The organism is Brevibacillus ruminantium (assembly GCF_023746555.1).
Taxonomy (GTDB): Bacteria; Bacillota; Bacilli; order Brevibacillales; family Brevibacillaceae; genus Brevibacillus; species Brevibacillus ruminantium.
Genome location: NZ_CP098755.1, coordinates 5,320,619 through 5,336,377, shown reverse-complemented (window position 1 = coordinate 5,336,377; position 15,759 = coordinate 5,320,619). Strand labels below are relative to the sequence as shown.

13 protein-coding genes and 1 riboswitch are annotated in these 15,759 nt (G+C 53.5%); of the genes, 11 read left to right on the top strand and 2 right to left on the bottom strand.

What is annotated here, in order from left to right; genetic code table 11:
* Positions 1-74: 74 nt before the first annotated feature.
* The 10 genes from NDK47_RS26115 to NDK47_RS26070 all read left to right on the top strand — a co-directional run bounded on the left by NDK47_RS26115 (position 75) and on the right by NDK47_RS26070 (position 12,016).
* Positions 75-1,547 (top strand): ethanolamine ammonia-lyase reactivating factor EutA, encoded by a 1,473-nt coding sequence (locus NDK47_RS26115; protein ID WP_251872618.1) that lies wholly within the window; start codon positions 75-77, stop codon positions 1,545-1,547.
* Positions 1,548-1,549: 2 nt separating this feature from the next.
* A complete protein-coding gene (locus tag NDK47_RS26110; RefSeq protein ID WP_251872617.1) occupies positions 1,550-2,911 on the top strand; it encodes an ethanolamine ammonia-lyase subunit EutB in 1,362 nt (453 codons plus the stop codon).
* A gap of 18 nt (positions 2,912-2,929) precedes the next feature.
* On the top strand, positions 2,930-3,961 hold the full coding sequence (gene eutC / locus NDK47_RS26105; RefSeq protein ID WP_251872616.1) for an ethanolamine ammonia-lyase subunit EutC: 1,032 nt from the start codon (positions 2,930-2,932) through the stop codon (positions 3,959-3,961).
* A gap of 104 nt (positions 3,962-4,065) precedes the next feature.
* Positions 4,066-5,619, top strand: coding sequence for a PucR family transcriptional regulator (locus NDK47_RS26100; RefSeq protein ID WP_251872615.1), 1,554 nt, complete (start codon positions 4,066-4,068; stop codon positions 5,617-5,619).
* A gap of 243 nt (positions 5,620-5,862) precedes the next feature.
* Positions 5,863-6,612, top strand: a complete 750-nt coding sequence (locus NDK47_RS26095) for an IclR family transcriptional regulator (RefSeq protein ID WP_251872614.1) — start codon at positions 5,863-5,865, stop codon at positions 6,610-6,612.
* Positions 6,613-6,631: 19 nt separating this feature from the next.
* Complete coding sequence (locus tag NDK47_RS26090; protein WP_407653368.1) at positions 6,632-8,263, top strand: OPT/YSL family transporter; 1,632 nt, start codon at positions 6,632-6,634, stop codon at positions 8,261-8,263.
* Positions 8,264-8,274: 11 nt separating this feature from the next.
* Positions 8,275-9,330, top strand: coding sequence for an S-methyl thiohydantoin desulfurase family protein (locus tag NDK47_RS26085; RefSeq protein WP_251872613.1), 1,056 nt, complete (start codon positions 8,275-8,277; stop codon positions 9,328-9,330).
* Positions 9,331-9,369: 39 nt separating this feature from the next.
* Complete coding sequence (locus NDK47_RS26080) at positions 9,370-10,302, top strand: DUF1177 domain-containing protein (protein ID WP_251872612.1); 933 nt, start codon at positions 9,370-9,372, stop codon at positions 10,300-10,302.
* 84 nt (positions 10,303-10,386) lie between these two features.
* Positions 10,387-11,058, top strand: a complete 672-nt coding sequence (locus NDK47_RS26075) for an AroM family protein (protein WP_251876393.1) — start codon at positions 10,387-10,389, stop codon at positions 11,056-11,058.
* A gap of 16 nt (positions 11,059-11,074) precedes the next feature.
* Positions 11,075-12,016, top strand: coding sequence for an aminopeptidase (locus tag NDK47_RS26070; RefSeq protein WP_251876391.1), 942 nt, complete (start codon positions 11,075-11,077; stop codon positions 12,014-12,016).
* A gap of 137 nt (positions 12,017-12,153) precedes the next feature.
* Here the strand turns inward: NDK47_RS26070 and NDK47_RS26065 are convergent, their stop codons facing one another.
* The gene (locus NDK47_RS26065; protein ID WP_251872611.1) at positions 12,154-13,128 is read right to left on the bottom strand and encodes an aromatic ring-hydroxylating dioxygenase subunit alpha; all 975 of its coding nucleotides are present in this window, start codon (positions 13,126-13,128) and stop codon (positions 12,154-12,156) included.
* Between the two features lie 230 nt (positions 13,129-13,358).
* On the opposite strand from NDK47_RS26065, the gene NDK47_RS26060 reads away from it, so the two are divergent.
* The gene (locus NDK47_RS26060) at positions 13,359-14,708 is read left to right on the top strand and encodes a nucleobase:cation symporter-2 family protein (RefSeq protein ID WP_251872610.1); all 1,350 of its coding nucleotides are present in this window, start codon (positions 13,359-13,361) and stop codon (positions 14,706-14,708) included.
* A gap of 138 nt (positions 14,709-14,846) precedes the next feature.
* Here NDK47_RS26060 and NDK47_RS26055 read toward each other — a convergent pair whose 3' ends face one another.
* Positions 14,847-15,230: an OsmC family protein gene (locus NDK47_RS26055; protein WP_251872609.1), complete on the bottom strand. Its 384-nt coding sequence runs from the start codon at positions 15,228-15,230 to the stop codon at positions 14,847-14,849.
* Between the two features lie 411 nt (positions 15,231-15,641).
* A riboswitch (purine riboswitch) is annotated at positions 15,642-15,741 on the top strand.
* Positions 15,742-15,759: the final 18 nt, after the last annotated feature.

Sequence of the window (15,759 nt, the reverse complement as noted above, 5' to 3'; positions counted from 1 at the left end):
CGGTGATTTCCAAGCGTCTTTTTTTCGTATGCGACTGCTTTCTTCGTATGCCACTGCTTTCAAGGAGGTTCATGATGGATGAACAATGGATCCAAAGCGTGGGAATAGACGTCGGGACGAGCACGACAAAGATGATCGTGAGTCGGCTCAGGCTGGGGAGGATGTCCAGTACATTTTCGCTTCCCCGCTATCAGATCGTGGAGCGCCAATTGCTGTACGCAAGCCCCGTTCACACCACTCCGCTGCGCGGCTGGGACGAGATTGACGCAGACGGAATCGGGGCGATCATGCAAAGAGAGTATGAGCAGGCGCAGATCAGCCTGGGCGAGATTAAATCGGGTGCGGTGATTATTACAGGAGAAACCGCAAGCAAAAAGAATGCCCAGCATATTCTGCACCTGTTGGCTGAAAAGTCCGGCGACTTTGTCGTCGCTACTGCCGGAGCCGATCTGGAAGGCGTGTTGGCAGGCAAAGGCGCAGGAGCAGAAAAACGCTCGGTCGCCATCCAGGGGAGGATTGCCAACGTCGACATCGGAGGCGGGACAGCCAACGCTGCTCTCTTTTACCGGGGCAAGGCTGTGGCCACCGTCACCTTTCATGTCGGCGGCCGTTTGGTTCGTCTGAGTGAACAGGGGGAGGTGCAGTATGTTTCCCCACATATTCAGGCGTGGATGCAGGCAAAGGGGGTATCAATCGCCGCGGGCGAGCAGCTCACCAATGAACGACTGCGTGATTTTTCCACGCAGATGGCCCGCAGCATGCTGGACTATCTCAGCGGCAGGGAACGGAGCTTGTCAGGACTTCTGGTGCTGGGAGCACCGCTGCCCGAGGGAATGACACCGGATGAGCTTTCCATCTCGGGCGGGGTCGGTCAGCTCATGGCATCACCCGAACCAAAGACCATCCGCGAGGCGTGCCGCTACGGTGACTTTGGGCCGATGCTGGCGTACGCCCTGAAGCGGGAGCGGGAGGCCGGAAATTACCCGGTGAACTGGATCGATCCGGAACAAACCGTGCGGGCCACTGTGATCGGGGCCGGCATGCAAAGTACGGAGATCAGCGGCTCCACTGTTCACATCAAGCCGGAGCTGCTGCCGCTTCGCAATGTGCCGATCTTGAAGCTGGAGCTTACGGAAAAGCAACTGTCTGATCCGCAGCAGCTTTGCGGTGAGATTGAAAATATATACGCTCTGGGACAGCGATTGTTTGAGAAGACGACAGGCAGTCCATTTGCCCTCGCTCTTTCAGGCATCAGCTATTGTTCTTACGCTTTGCTGCAGACCATCGCGGAGAAGCTGTCCCAGCAGTACAAACAGAAATTTGCGGAGAGTCGCATCATGATCGTCATTTGCGAGACGGATATGGCCAAAGCTCTCGGTCAGGCGCTGGCTCTGCGCTGCCAGGGCTTGCCGGAAATCATCTGCATCGATCAGGTTCGCGTCGAATACGGCGATTATATCGATCTGGGAGAGCCTGTTTCCGGGAGCATCATCCCGGTGATCGTCAAAACGCTGGCATTTGATGAAGCGCCGCAAAAAGGGGGGTAACCATGCTGACAAAAACAACCGTTCTGGGGCAAACCTATCAATTTGGCAGCGTCAAAGAGATTTTCGCCAAGGCAAATGAAGAGAAATCAGGGGACCAGCTGGCGGGCATCGCCGCGCAGGATGCCCGGGAGCGGATAGCTGCCAAACAGGTGCTGGCTGATCTGACGCTGGCGGACATTCGCAACAATCCGCTGCTTTCTCCCGAGGAAGACGAAGTCTCGCGGGTGATTGAAGAAGGCATCAATGAGAAGATCTACAACGAAATCAAAAACTGGAGCGTAGCCGAGCTGCGTGAATACATTCTGAGCCATCAGACAGGAGAGAGTGGGATCAGGCGCCTCAGCCGCGGGCTGACCAGTGAGATGATCGCCGCGACGGCCAAGCTGATGTCCAATCTGGATTTGATCACGGCCGCGGCCAAGATCCGAAACATTACGCATTGCAACATCGCGATCGGCCAGCCGGGCGTGCTGGCAGCCCGGGTCCAGCCCAACCATCCGGCCGACAACGTGCAAGGCATCAAAGCGGCAATCTACGAGGGACTCAGCTACGGGATTGGCGATGCAGTCATTGGCATCAATCCGGTTATCGATACAGCGGACAGCGTAAAAGACATTTTGGAAATGACAAAAGATGTGATGCAGAAATGGAGCATTCCCACGCAAAACTGTGTCCTGGCGCATGTCACGACGCAGATGCGGGCGATTCGCCAGGGAGGACCGGCCGATCTGATGTTCCAGAGTTTGGCCGGATCGGAAAAAGGCAACCGCGCCTTCGGGATCGATGTGGATTTGCTCGATGAAGCTGACGACCTGATGCGTCGTGAAGGCACCTCGACAGGACCGAACTTCTGGTACTTTGAGACGGGACAGGGATCGGAGCTTTCCTCCGAAGCTCATTTTGACATAGATCAGGTGACGCTGGAGGCGCGCTGCTACGGTTTGGCCCGAAAATACAACCCGTTTATCGTCAATACCGTGGTTGGCTTTATCGGTCCGGAGTACTTGTATGACAGCAAACAGGTGATCCGCGCCGGTCTGGAGGATCACTATATGGGGAAATTGCACGGCCTGCCGATGGGCTGTGACGTCTGCTATACCAATCATATGAAGGTCGATCAAAATGACATGGACAATCTCGGGATTCTCTTGGCAGCGGCGGGTGTCAACTTTGTGATCGGGGTGGCGATGGCAGATGATGTCATGCTGAACTACCAGTCCACGAGCTTTCACGACATCGCAGCTTTCCGAGAGGTGCTTGGATTGAGACCAGCTCCCGCGTTTGAAAGCTGGCTGGAAAAAATGGGGATCATGGAAAACGGCAAACTGACTTCGCTCGCGGGCGACCCTACGATTTTTATGTAGGAAGGGAGGGAAAGAAGGATGGGACAACAGCTAGATTACCTGGTCGATCAGGTCCTGGCACAACTGGAAAAAAGGCTGGGCGAAATGAGCGGGAATGCGTCCGCAGCTCAGGGATCGGCGATCAATCCGGCGGGCGCTGAAAGGAAAACGGGAACGAAAGCGGGGAGCAGGGCCGAAAGTGTGGCGGAAAGTAACGCGGAACACAAAGCAGAAGGCAAAACGGAAAGCGACGCTGAACGACAATTCCCAAGCCAAGCAGAAAGCACGGCGGAAAGTTCTTCGATCGAAGCGGTACAAACGCCGCTTACGGCTGACGCATCAGCCTCGCGCGCACAGATCCCTCACCCGAAATGGCAGGAAGGCTTGCAGGAGCTGCTCGAGAGCACACCCGCCCGGATCGGGGTATGGAGGACTGGCGTCCGTCCGTTGACCAAAACCATGCTTCAGCTTCGCCGCGATCATGCGGCTGCTGTGGATGCTGTGTATGGCGAGGTCGATCAAGCGATTCTGGAAGCGTTCTCGTTGTTCTCGGTAGAGACCCAGTACGATAACATCGAAAATTACCTCAAGCGGCCTGACATGGGACGCATCATCAACGAGGAAGGGGTAAGGCTGATCGAGGAGCGCTGCCAGAAGCGCCCGCAGGTGCAAATCATCGTCTCGGACGGACTGAGTGCCAGTGCTGTCGATGCCAACCTGCGGGATGTACTGCCCTCCCTCTATGATTCTTTGAAAAGCTACGGCCTCAGCTGGGGGACGCCCTTCTTTGTCAAAGGGGGACGGGTGGCCAGCATGGATCACATCGGAGAAATCCTGCAGCCCGAGGTGCTGGTGCTTCTGATCGGGGAGCGTCCCGGCTTGGTAACGGCCCACTCGATGAGCGCCTACATGTGCTATCGCCCGCGCAAAGGGATGGTGGAATCGGAGCGCACTGTCATCTCCAATATCCATCGGCAGGGGACATCCCCCGTAGAGGCTGGCGCCCATATCGGAACGATACTGAGCAAAATGCTGGAGCAAAAAGCAAGCGGCGTGAAGCTGGTTTTATGAGTGGTGACAAGACCGTTCGGGAATATGCCCGGACGGTCTTTTTTCACTTCTGCCAAAAAAGGGTATGATGGTAGCAAGAAAAATGAGCGAAGGGGGCGGCAAACGTGGCGAATGATCCGTTAACCGTCGAACAGTTAATGCATCTGCCCGCTTTTCAAGGCGCCAAAATCATGGCGGGGATCGAGGGCATGAAAAATGAAATCTATTACGTGGACAGCATGGAAATCCCCGATCTGACCGGATGGCTGCGTCCCCATGAGTTAATCATCACAACAGGCTATGCTCTGCGCGATGAGCCCTTTTTGCTCAGCCGTTTGCTGGAGGAGATGCACCGGGTCGGAGGATCGGCCATCGCGATCAAGACCAAACGCTTTCTGCAGGAGATTCCGGAAGAGGCTTTGCGGAAAAGTGATCTGTACCGTATCCCGCTCATCGATATTCCGGCCGAAATTCCCTATATTGATCTCACGCATTCCGTGATGGAAAACATCCTGAATCGTCAACTCGCCGTGATGCGTGGCGTCCATGAAATAAATCAGCAGTTTACCCATATGGTGCTGAACCGGCGTACGCCCGAGCTGGTCGTGCTGCTCGGAAAACTCCTGCATGGGGAAGTGGCGGTGCTGAATACAGAGGGTGAGGTGGTAAACAGTACCGCACATTTTACCGCCGAGAGAATCGCAGACAAACGGCCAATTCAGGTGAACAACCGAGCGGTCGGCTACGTGGCGCTGACCCGAATTGTCGATCAGCAGGACCGATTCGGCCAGATGTGTCTGGATCAGGCCGTGACGGTATTGGCGATAGAATTTACGATACGCCAATCTCTCCAGTTGCAGCGGGAACGGGAACAGGAGTCTTTTCTGGTAGAGCTGTTATCCGGAACAGCCGGTCAGGAGGAATTGCTGCGTTATCGGGCCAAACAGGTTGGCATCCCGCACGTTGGCCAGCAATACGTGATGATGATTGCTTTGAGTGATCCGAATTTGGACCAGCAGAAGAAAGAAGAGCTGCTGCTGACCTTATTGAACAAGATCAACCAAGGAGAGAAACCGTATCGAAAAGGTGTGTTGATTAACGATCAGTTAGCGGTTATCTGTGCAACGACGCAAACGGATGTCGCCGGACAGAGGGAAGAGGCCAAACACTATCTGGAAAACTGGATCGGCGGCACCATGGAGCAGGACGTTTACAAAGAATGGCGCTGCGGTCTGGGATGCATCCATGAAAAACTGGAGGATCTGCGTCTCAGCTACCGGGAAGCGAAACGGGCACTGCAGATAGGCAGTCTGATTCATCCTGCGCAGTCGGTGGTTCATTTCGAAGATATTCTGGTAGAGGATCTGCTCGAACAGACGAGAGATCATCCATCGCTCGTGTCTTTGTCCCGCAGATTTATCGTCCCCCTGGTCGCGTATGATCAGGAGTTCGGAACCGAGCTTTTGGCGACTTTGGAGTCCTTTTTGCGGACAGGCGGTCAAACCAAAAAGGTGGGGGAAGAGCTGTTTATCCATCGCAATTCGGTTTTGTACCGGCTGGAGCGAATTACAGAAATCCTGGGAGTCAATTTGCATGATGCCGAGACACGCTTCAGGCTGGATCTGGTCATGCGTGCCTGGAAGCTGAGGGGCTTGGCATCGGACGCGGAGGGTTTGTGACGCCGCCTAAAAATAAGCGCTTTCTTTTGGGTCTCTTCCCATAGGGGGAAAAGACCCGTTTTTGTTATAGTGGGAATTAACTTAACAATCAAAAATAATTCGACAAATCGAGGCAGGTGATGCCATCAGGGACTGAGGTCCGAAGTGATGTTTCACATTTTTTTATGTACCAAAAGAGAACCAGTGGTTCGAAATGAGAAACAAAGCGGCCATGGCCGTTTTTCACAGATAAGGTGGAGAAGCATGCTAAAAACACTGGATAACTCACTAGAATTGCTCAAATACTTTACCCGGGAAAAACGGCAATGGGGCGTTCGAGAACTGGCCAAGGAAATGAATATCAGTCATACCGCAGTATATCGGATGCTGGCCACATTTGAACGCTATGGATTTATCAAAAAAGAGGCAAAGACAAACAAGTACGAGCTAGGGTATGCCTTTTTGGAGTACGCCTCCATACTCAGGGACAATCTGGATATTACGCAGTTGATTCATCCGGTCATGAAAAAGGTTGTGGAAGAAACGAATGAATCCGTTTTTCTGACCTGGCTGGACGGTGAAGAAGGCATCTGTCTGGATATTGCGGAAAGCAGACAGCCTGTCAAATACGCGTTGTCCGTAGGCAGCAGGACCGTGCTGCACGCCGGTGCATCCAACAAAGTCATCATGGCGTATTTGCCATCGAGTACGCAGGCTGCCATTCTCGACAGAGGTCTGCTGCCGAGAACAGGGCACACGGTCCGGGAGAAGGACAAGCTGTTGCAACAGCTTTCCCAAATCAGGCAGGATGGCTGGGCGTATTCCGTAGGCGAGTATACGGACAGTGTTTTCGGGATTGCCGTCCCTTTATTTGCCCAAGACAGACAGGTGGTGGCGTCGTTGACCATTGCCGGTCCGGACTATCGAATGCCGAGAGAGAAAGTGCCGGGAGTGTTACAGGTGCTTCAGGCAGCCCAACAAGAGATTCAATCCTTATTGCACCGCATTCTGTAGCCCAAAGGGGGTTATTTCAATGAATAGCATGAAGAATGGACAGACGAAAAAAGAGAAACATCCTTCGATTTTTGAACCTTTTGCGTTGATTCTCAATATTGTTACCGCCGTGATCGGGGCGGTCATCGGGATGCAGCTCGTGACGTCACTTGGCATTACTCCGAATACGGCGATTATCGGGGCATTGATCGCCATGCTGATTGCGCGACTGCCCATTGCGATCTTTTCCAAATACAAATCCATTCATCGTCAAAATCTGGTGCAAACCTCGATTTCATCGGCGACCTTTGGGGCGGCCAACAGCCTGTTAATCCCCATTGGTATCCCTTTTGTGATGGGCAAGCCCGATTTGATCATGCCGATGCTGATTGGTGCCGCGCTGGCGATGTTTGTGGATGCTGCTCTTCTCTATAAATTATTTGATTCCCGCATCTTCCCGGCATCTGGCACCTGGCCGTCCGGAGTGGCTACGGCTGAGGCGATCATCGCCGGGGACAAAGGCGGAAAGCGCGCCGCTCTGCTCGGTATCGGTGCGGCAGGGGGACTGCTCGGGTCCTGGCTCGGCATCTCGATGTCGGCATTTGGGGTAGCTTTTATCGGTAACATCTGGGCGCTTTCCATGTTTGGAATCGGGCTGTTGCTTCGCCAGTACTCTGTACCGCTGTTTGGAATGGATGTAAACACGGCATTCATCCCGCACGGCTTCATGATCGGGGCCGGTGTCATTGCGCTGTTCCAGGTCACGATGGCGATTCTGAACCGCAAGAAAAAGGGAGCTGTCGCCGCAGCAGACCAAGCTACAGCAGACCAAGCTCCGGCAGAAACGTATACGCGTGCGGACAAGGAAACCACCCGCACTCTCGGACTTGGATTCCTAGCGTATCTGGCAATCTCTCTGATTTTGGCTGTGATCGGCGGACTGATGACAGAAATGTCTCCGGGTATGCTGATTGGCTTCTTGATCTTTGCTGCTTTTGCCGCCTATGTGCATGAGCTGATCGTAGGGATTGCCGCCATGCACTCCGGTTGGTTCCCGGCTTTTGCTGTAGCGCTGATTACCCTGATCATCGGGCTTCTGGTCGGCTTCCCGCCGGTGGCGCTGGCTCTCCTGGTCGGATTTAGCGCAGCGACAGGCCCGGCCTTTGCTGACATGGGGTACGACCTGAAAACCGGGTACATTCTGCGGGGGGAAGGGAAAGACAGGGAATTCGAGCTGCACGGCCGCAAGCAGCAGTATGTAACAGGTATGATCGCGTTTGGTGTTGCGCTGATCACGGTCATGTTTACCTACAAAGGCTTTTTTGCAGAGGGACTGGTTCCGCCGGTCGATGCCGTGTATGTGAAAACGATTGAAGCGGGAGCGTCGCCTGAAGTGGCGAAACAGCTTTTCCTCTGGGCCATTCCTGGCGCGATTCTGCAGTTGGTAGGCGGTCCTAGCCGTCAGTTGGGTGTCTTGTTTGCTACCGGTCTGTTGATCTTGAATCCGGGTGCCGGTTGGGCAGTAATGGCCGGGATTCTGATTCGCATGATCGTCCTGAAGCTGAAAGGCAAAGAAGCCGAAACCTCGATGAGTATTCTCGCTGCCGGTTTTATCGCCGGTGATGCGATCTACAGTTTCTTTAACTCGATGCTCAAATTTACCCGGAAATAGGAGGGAGTCACATGTCGAAAATCCTGTTGGATGAACGGATGATGGAAGCCGCTGTGTACGGCGGCGCGGTGCTAGGCGGCGGGGGCGGAGGCTGGATCGAAGACGGCCTGCAGATCGGGCGGTTGGCCTTGGAGGTCGGGCAACCCGTGCTTGTTTCCGATGACGAGATGGCTGATGACGATTTGCTGGTGACCGTCTCGCTGGTCGGCGCTCCTGCAGCCAAGGACAAATTCCTCAAGCCGATCCACTATGTGCGGGCCCTGGAGCTTTTGTCAGAAAAGCTGAAAAAGCCGCTCTCCGGGATTCATACGAATGAAAACGGTGCGGGCACCACGGTCAATGGCTGGTTCCAGGCAGCAGTGACGGGTCTTCCCATCGTAGACTTGCCCTGCAACGGCCGGGCACATCCGACCGGAACCATGGGCTCGCTGAACCTGCATGAACTGCCGGATTACGTCTCTCATCAGGCAGCAGCAGGCGGGAAGGGAGAACGCTATGTAGAAATGAGCATTTCTTCCACGATTGAAAAAGCGGCGTCGATGATCAGGAAGGTGTCTGTAGAAGCAGGCGGGCTGGTAGCTGTGGCCCGAAACCCGGTGACGGTATCTTATGCCCGGGCAAACGGCGCACCAGGCGGTATCCGTCAAGCCATCGAGGTGGGCGAGGCGCTGCTCGGCAACAAAGGCGAAGCCGCGATTGAAGCTGTCTGCGCCAAACTGGGCGGCCGTGTCGTCGCCGAGGGAGAAGTACGAGAGTGCTCGCTGGAGACGACTGGCGGTTTTGACGTGGGCCGGGTCATAGTCGGCAACACAGAGATGACCTTCTGGAACGAGTATATGACGCTGGAGCAAGACGGCAAGCGTCTAGCTACCTTCCCCGACCTCATCATGACCCTGGATGCCCGCACGGCACGTCCGATCGTGACGGCAGCGATTGAGAGCGGCCAGGCGGTCGCCGTGATTCACGTCCCCGCCGACAAGCTGATCCTCAGCGCAACGATGCGGAACAAGGGCTTGCTAAAGCCGATTGAAGATGTGATTGGCAAAGAAATTTTGCCTTATCTCTAAACACAGAGCTGACAACAACCTAAGACGGAGGGAACAATCATGTCATTGAAACAAACGATTACAGTCTTTGAAACGATGGACAGTGCTTATGTAAACGGAGAGGCAATCAAAAAACTGTTTGCCGGTTATGATGGGATTGAGGTAACGGTTCAAACGGTTACGGGCGAAAAAGGCAGTACCGATTTCGTGAAAATCGTCGTTCCCGGAAAAGAGGGAAAATCCAGAGGGGGAAGCGCACCCACCTTTGGAATCATCGGCCGTTTGGGCGGCATCGGCGCACGTCCGAGCAGAATCGGTCTTGTCTCCGATGCGGATGGCGCAGTAGCTGCAGTGGCCAGTGCGCTGAAACTGGCAGAGATGCAAAAACAGGGGGATGTCTTGCCGGGTGATGTTATTATCACTACCCACATTTGCCCGCATGCGCCCACTCGTCCGCATGAACCGGTTGATTTTATGGATTCGCCTGTCGATATTTTGACCATGAACAAATACGAGGTTACGCCGGAGATGGAAGCGATCCTTTCCATCGATACCACAAAGGGAAATAAAGTGATCAACCACCGGGGAATCGCCATTTCCGCTACGGTAAAGGAAGGGTACATCCTGCGAATCAGCGATGACCTGGTACGGATCATGGAGATGACGACCGGACAGCTCCCCGTCACTTTCCCGATCACGATGCAGGATATCACACCCTACGGAAATGACCTCTACCATATTAACAGCATTCTGCAGCCATGCGTAGCGACGGATGCCCCTGTCGTCGGACTGGCGGTCACTGCTCAGTCAGCCGTTCCGGGCTGCGGTACGGGTGCCAGCCACGAAGTGGATATCGCACTGGCGGCCAAGTACGCGGTTGAAGTAGCAAAAGAGTACACCAGCGGGACCTGCCGTTTTTACGATGCCGATGAGTTTGCCAAAATGACATCACTGTACGGCTCCATGAAAGTATTGCAGACATTGGGCAAGTAAACGAGGCGAGGGGGAAATCCCCTTGCCTTCTTTCAAAAGAGGAGAGAACGGAACCAGTTTTATGAGGAGTGGATGACCGTGACCATAAAAAGGATCGGAATGATTACGATTGGGCAGGCGCCGCGCACCGATGTGGCACCGATTGTAGAGACGCATTTGGCGGGCAGGGCCGAGCTGCTTCAGGCTGGCGTGCTGGACGGAATGACGAAACAGGAAGTGGATGAACAACTTTCTCCCGGTCCGGGTGAATACGTGTTGACGTCGCGGATGGCAGACGGCGAAGCAGTGGTCATGTCACGCGAAAAAATTCAACCCATCCTGCAAAGCAAAATTGAAAGCATGGAGAATGCGGGAATCCAAACGATTTTGCTCTTGTGCACGGGTGTTTTCCCCGGTCTGTCGGCACAACATGCATTTTTGATTGAACCGGATCACGTCATTCCTCCGACGGTAGCCGCGATGGTAAAAGGTAAGCGCCTGGGGGTGCTGGTCCCGCTCGCTGAGCAAAAGGAAGCCTTAAAGGAAAAGTATCACCGCTATGGGCTGACTCCTGTCTTTGCCGCAGCTTCGCCGTATGTCGAGGATGCTGAGAGTTACCGGGAAGCATGTGCCGAGCTGAAGGATCAGGCCGACATCGTGCTGCTGGATTGCATGGGGTACACCGAGGGGGCCAGGGAGCTGGTCTCTGAATTGACCGGATTGCCGGTTATCCTGTCCAATGCTATCATGGCTAAACTGGTATCTGAAATGATTTAGGGAGGATGGATTGGTGATGAAGCTGATCGAAATCAGTAAGGGCATATTGACGAACTGCATGGCGCTGAAGGCGGGGGAATCATTCCTCGTAGTCGCCGACGACGAAAAGCGGGAGCTGGGTGAAGCACTGTGGGAAGCGGGTCGCCAGCTTGGAGCAGAAGCGATGTTTGTGGTCATGAATCAGCGCGAAAAATCGGGACAAGAGCCGCCTGCAGCGATCAGTGAAGCGATGAAACTGGCTGATGTCGTGGTCTGTGTAACCCGTCACTCGCTGACCCATACCAAAGCGCGCAAAGAAGCCGCAGCAAACGGTACACGTCTGGCCACCATGCCTTCGATCACCGAGGACATGTTCCTGGAGGGAGCGATTACGGCTGATTATTCCCAGGTCAAAGCCCTGACCGAAAAGGTGACGGGTATGTTGACCCAGGCGAAAACCATCCGGATTGAAAAGGAAGGGAAAGCACTCACCTTCTCGATCACTGGACGAAACGGCGTTCCCAGCACCGGTGTCTACGTCAACCCGGGTGAATCGGGCAATTTGCCTTCCGGCGAGGCGTACATAGCGCCCGTGGAGGGAACAGCAGAAGGGCAGATCGTCGTGGACGGCTCTATCGCCGGGATCGGCAAAATCGACAGTCCGCTTGTCCTGACCGTGAAAGAGGGACGCATCGTGGAGGCAGATGGTGCTGCAGCAGACAGACTGCTGCAAATCCTGGGGGATGGAGATGGACGCTTGCTCGGTGAATTTGGTATCGGGACCAATGACAAAGCGCGCATCACCGGTGTTGTCCTGGAGGATGAAAAGGTGTACGGCACCATCCACGTAGCGTTTGGCAGCAACAACACCTTTGGCGGCACCATCGCAGCAGGCGTCCATATCGATCTGGTGGTCAAAGAGCCGGACGTCTACGCCGATGATGTACTCATCATGAAAGGCGGCAAGCTGCTTGCCTAGGTTGACGGGCGGCGGTGGTCTGCCTGGCCTGCCGGATGGCGGAGCACACGTCTAAAAGATTGACGATCTGCGATTATGGTCAATCCAAAAAAAAGGGACCGGACAGCATCTTTGAAAGCTGTCCAGTCCCTTTTTGCTTATGCGGTTCCCAAAGTGACACCCAGTTCTTTTAAATACTGGCGGTAAGCAATACTGACGCGGTCGCATTTGAGGGACAATTCCACCTGGAGGTCGAGCGGAAGCTCTTCCGGCTTTTGATTTTCCACAATCGGCTTGTCCTGAGCAAAAATCATGTTTTGGAACTCCACTATTTCCGCGTCCGTCGTTCCCGTGTCGTAGTTAAAAGAAAGAACGCCGTACGCAACTGTTTTCCCTTCTTCTGTCGGCACGACAGTCAGCAGGATCGACATCAGGTTTCCTGTTTCCCGGTCGCGCTTGGTGAATTTTACAGAGAGCGGACGCAGGATTTCGTACGTGTAGTACACATGTTTCGCCTGACCGCTGCCATCCGGGTCTGGCTGAAACACTTCGATCTCTTCGGAGCGAATGCTTGTCCCATCCTGATGGACGCGGTAATCGCCGATCTCGGTATGGCTGGCGACGCCCAGATAGCCTTCATGAACAACAGCCAGATGGCCTACATCGAGAAAGTTTTCTACAACGCGTGGCGGTTTGGCATTGACGCTTTGCGGCCCCCAGATGACACAGCGGAATTCAGGATCGTTGAACTCCGGGAGTGAAAACATCTCGGGCTCATTGTTCCCCAGGTTTACCCAAATAAAGCCGTAACGCTCGGTACATCCGTATTTAAAAGCGCGAGCTTTTGCAGGAATCGACTGATCGGCGGGAAGCTGAGGAATTTTCACACAGGCTCCCGTGGATTCGTACTCCCAACCGTGGTAAGGGCAGACCAGCTTGCCGTCACGGACACAGCCCAAAGAGAGGGCGGCACCGCGATGTATGCATAAATCCTTGAACGCATGAACGCCTTCTTCATTGCGATAGAGTACGATTCGTTCTCCCATGATCATGACCTGGATTGGCTGTTCCTGCAAATCTGTGGAACGACAGGCGACGATCCAATCATTTTTCAGTACGGCATCTTGTACCATCCTTTGATTGCCACCCTTCCCTCTTCTACTTCTTGCTGCTTTTTTGGCGCGATACATGGCCATTTCCCTCATTATTTTAGCCTGCCACGATCAGAGGAGTCAACCAAAACGCGAACATTATATTTTTTTATGTCGAGATCATTCGATTTTTTGTGTACAAACGTATACTTATGTCCTATAATCTGGCGTATAACATTCGTTAATAGCCATAAAAATGGGGAGGCATAGAAGTGGAACAACAGCGAGAAGACGTTCGTTTGCTGGTGGGCGTCGATGACAAGATTAGCGTGGGAAAGGCGTTTTTGCTCGGTTTGCAGCACGTGCTGGCGATGGATTTGTACATTGCGCCGATTATCATTGCGGGGTTATTAGCGCTTGATCCTTCTGGAACCTCCTTTTTTATCCAAATGTGCTTCCTGGCCACGGGGATCGGTACGCTGATCCAGACGGGCTTCGGTATTCGCCTGCCTGTCGTCCAAGGTCCTTCATATGTACCGATTGGCGCTTTGGCCGCCATCGGAGGAAAATTGGGAATGGCAGGGATGATCGGCAGCATCATTCCGGGTGCATTGCTGATGGCTCTGATCGGCAATCCGTTGAAATGGTTTGCGAAGGCCGTTCGCCGTTTTATCCCGCCGCTCGTAGGGGGAACCGTAATCGTCATCGTCGGGATTGCGCTGATGCCTACTGCCATGTCCAACATTTATCACGCGGAAGGCAATATCGCCACGAACAGTCTGGTGGCGGCTGTATCGGCAGCGGTTCTCGTCGCCTGTATGCTGCTTGGACAAAAGGTCGGAAAGGCAGGCACCTTTTTCCGCCTCGTTTCCGTACTGATTGCAATTTTAGTGGGAACGGTGACAGCTTCCTTTTTTGGCGGTGTCGATTTTAGCCCGGTACAAAATGCAGCATGGTTTTCCCTTCCGAAATTCTTTCCGTATGGAGCACCTGTTTTTGACATCAGTGCGATTTTGACCATGATGTTCGTCTACCTGATTATTTTGATCGAAACGACCGGTACGTGGTTCGTCGTTTCCACGATCACCGGGAAAGAATTGACGGAAGAGCGGCTGAACCGTGCTTCCTTCGGTGAAGGACTGGGGTGCTTCGTGGGCGCTCTGTTCGGGGGGACGCCGATGACGGGGTATTCCTCCAACGCGGGGCTGCTCGCCGTAACAGGTGTAGCCAGCAGGATGGCCATTATGGCAGGGGGAGTAATTCTGATCGCGCTGGGATTGGTGCCCAAGCTGTCTACGGCGATCACCTGCATCCCTGAACCTGTCATCAGCGGTATTTTTGGAATCGTCTGCGTGGCGATCGTCACGAACGGACTCAAAGTGATTCAGCATATCACGATTGACGATCGCAATATGATGGTGATCGGCTTGCCGATCTTGCTGACGATTGCCGTGACCGTACTGCCCAAGGATGCTCTCCAGGGCGCACCGGACTTCGTCGCCTACATCCTCTCTTCCAATATTACGGTGGGTGCTTTGGCGACACTGATCCTGAACCAAATCATCCCGGAAAAAAAGAGCTGGGCACAGCAAGATGTAACGGCGGAGGGCCGTCCGTCATAGCTTGACCCCAAGCACAGCGCCAAGTACGGCACAAGGTACAAAACAAAGTCTGACACGGGAGCGAACCGCCCTGTCGGCTGATGAGTACATGAAGAAACCCGTTCCCTGAAAAGAAATCAGCGGAACGGGTTTTTGTATTTAGGATACCAGCTCAAAGGATTCTGTGAGGACAATGCTGCCCTCAACGGACTGGGCCATCGGGCAGTTTTTTCTGGCCAGCTCTACAGCTTTCTTCACCTTTTCCGGGTCAAGCTGTTCACCTGTGATGACAAAATGAAGGTGGATCTTCTCCACGCGATTGGCCTTTTCTTCATTTCTCTCCACTTCGGCTGTCACTTTCATATCGCTGCAGGGCATTCTCATCTTTTCCAATATCTTGCGCAGGACACCGCCACTGCAAACGGCGATGGAGGAAACGAGCAACTGAAACGGCCGGAATCCGTGTTCGTCGTCACCGGACACGTGAAGATCCCCATAAGAAAAATGTGCGATAAAGCCTTTTTCCTTTGCGACAAACTCCATGAATAATAGCGCCTCCTTGCATCTTCTGTTTGTTCCATTATAAAGAAAGAGGGAGTGGGAGGAACAGAGGAAGTGCAAGCAGGCACTCGCTTTATATCAAAACAATCCGTCGCCCCGGTAGGTGGTCACTACATTTACGATGCGACCTTCAGAGACGCAGTATAGTCACCGAAAATGTTCGCACAGCTTACCGGCTCACTGACCGAGGCTGATCTTGGCAAAATTGGGAGTGTGACCTTCTTAGACACGATAGTTCGGATTAATGTTCGTGTTTTGTGTATAAAATATTAATATTTCGGGGTTTATATTAACGTAATGTAACAAAAGGCGAATAAAAATTATCCAATTGATTGACAAGGTCCTATTTTTGCGTTATCATCCAAATTGTTGTGAAATGCTGTACTCAACAAAACAGAGCAAACGAAAACAATTCGTATATCCTCAGAAATAAGGTTTGAGGGTCTCTACAAGGAACCGTAAATTCCTGACTACGAATGGGTGTCCCGCTATACCCGTTCGCTTGTTAGGA

Coding starts and splice junctions, on each gene's coding strand:
- NDK47_RS26085 (WP_251872613.1), top strand. CDS start 8,275: ATGTCGAAAATCCTGTTGGATGAACGGATGATGGAAGCCGCTGTGTAC.
- NDK47_RS26070 (WP_251876391.1), top strand. CDS start 11,075: ATGAAGCTGATCGAAATCAGTAAGGGCATATTGACGAACTGCATGGCG.
- NDK47_RS26095 (WP_251872614.1), top strand. CDS start 5,863: ATGCTAAAAACACTGGATAACTCACTAGAATTGCTCAAATACTTTACC.
- NDK47_RS26115 (WP_251872618.1), top strand. CDS start 75: ATGGATGAACAATGGATCCAAAGCGTGGGAATAGACGTCGGGACGAGC.
- NDK47_RS26090 (WP_407653368.1), top strand. CDS start 6,632: ATGAATAGCATGAAGAATGGACAGACGAAAAAAGAGAAACATCCTTCG.
- NDK47_RS26110 (WP_251872617.1), top strand. CDS start 1,550: ATGCTGACAAAAACAACCGTTCTGGGGCAAACCTATCAATTTGGCAGC.
- NDK47_RS26065 (WP_251872611.1), bottom strand. CDS start 13,128: ATGGTACAAGATGCCGTACTGAAAAATGATTGGATCGTCGCCTGTCGT.
- eutC (WP_251872616.1), top strand. CDS start 2,930: ATGGGACAACAGCTAGATTACCTGGTCGATCAGGTCCTGGCACAACTG.
- NDK47_RS26055 (WP_251872609.1), bottom strand. CDS start 15,230: ATGGAGTTTGTCGCAAAGGAAAAAGGCTTTATCGCACATTTTTCTTAT.
- NDK47_RS26080 (WP_251872612.1), top strand. CDS start 9,370: ATGTCATTGAAACAAACGATTACAGTCTTTGAAACGATGGACAGTGCT.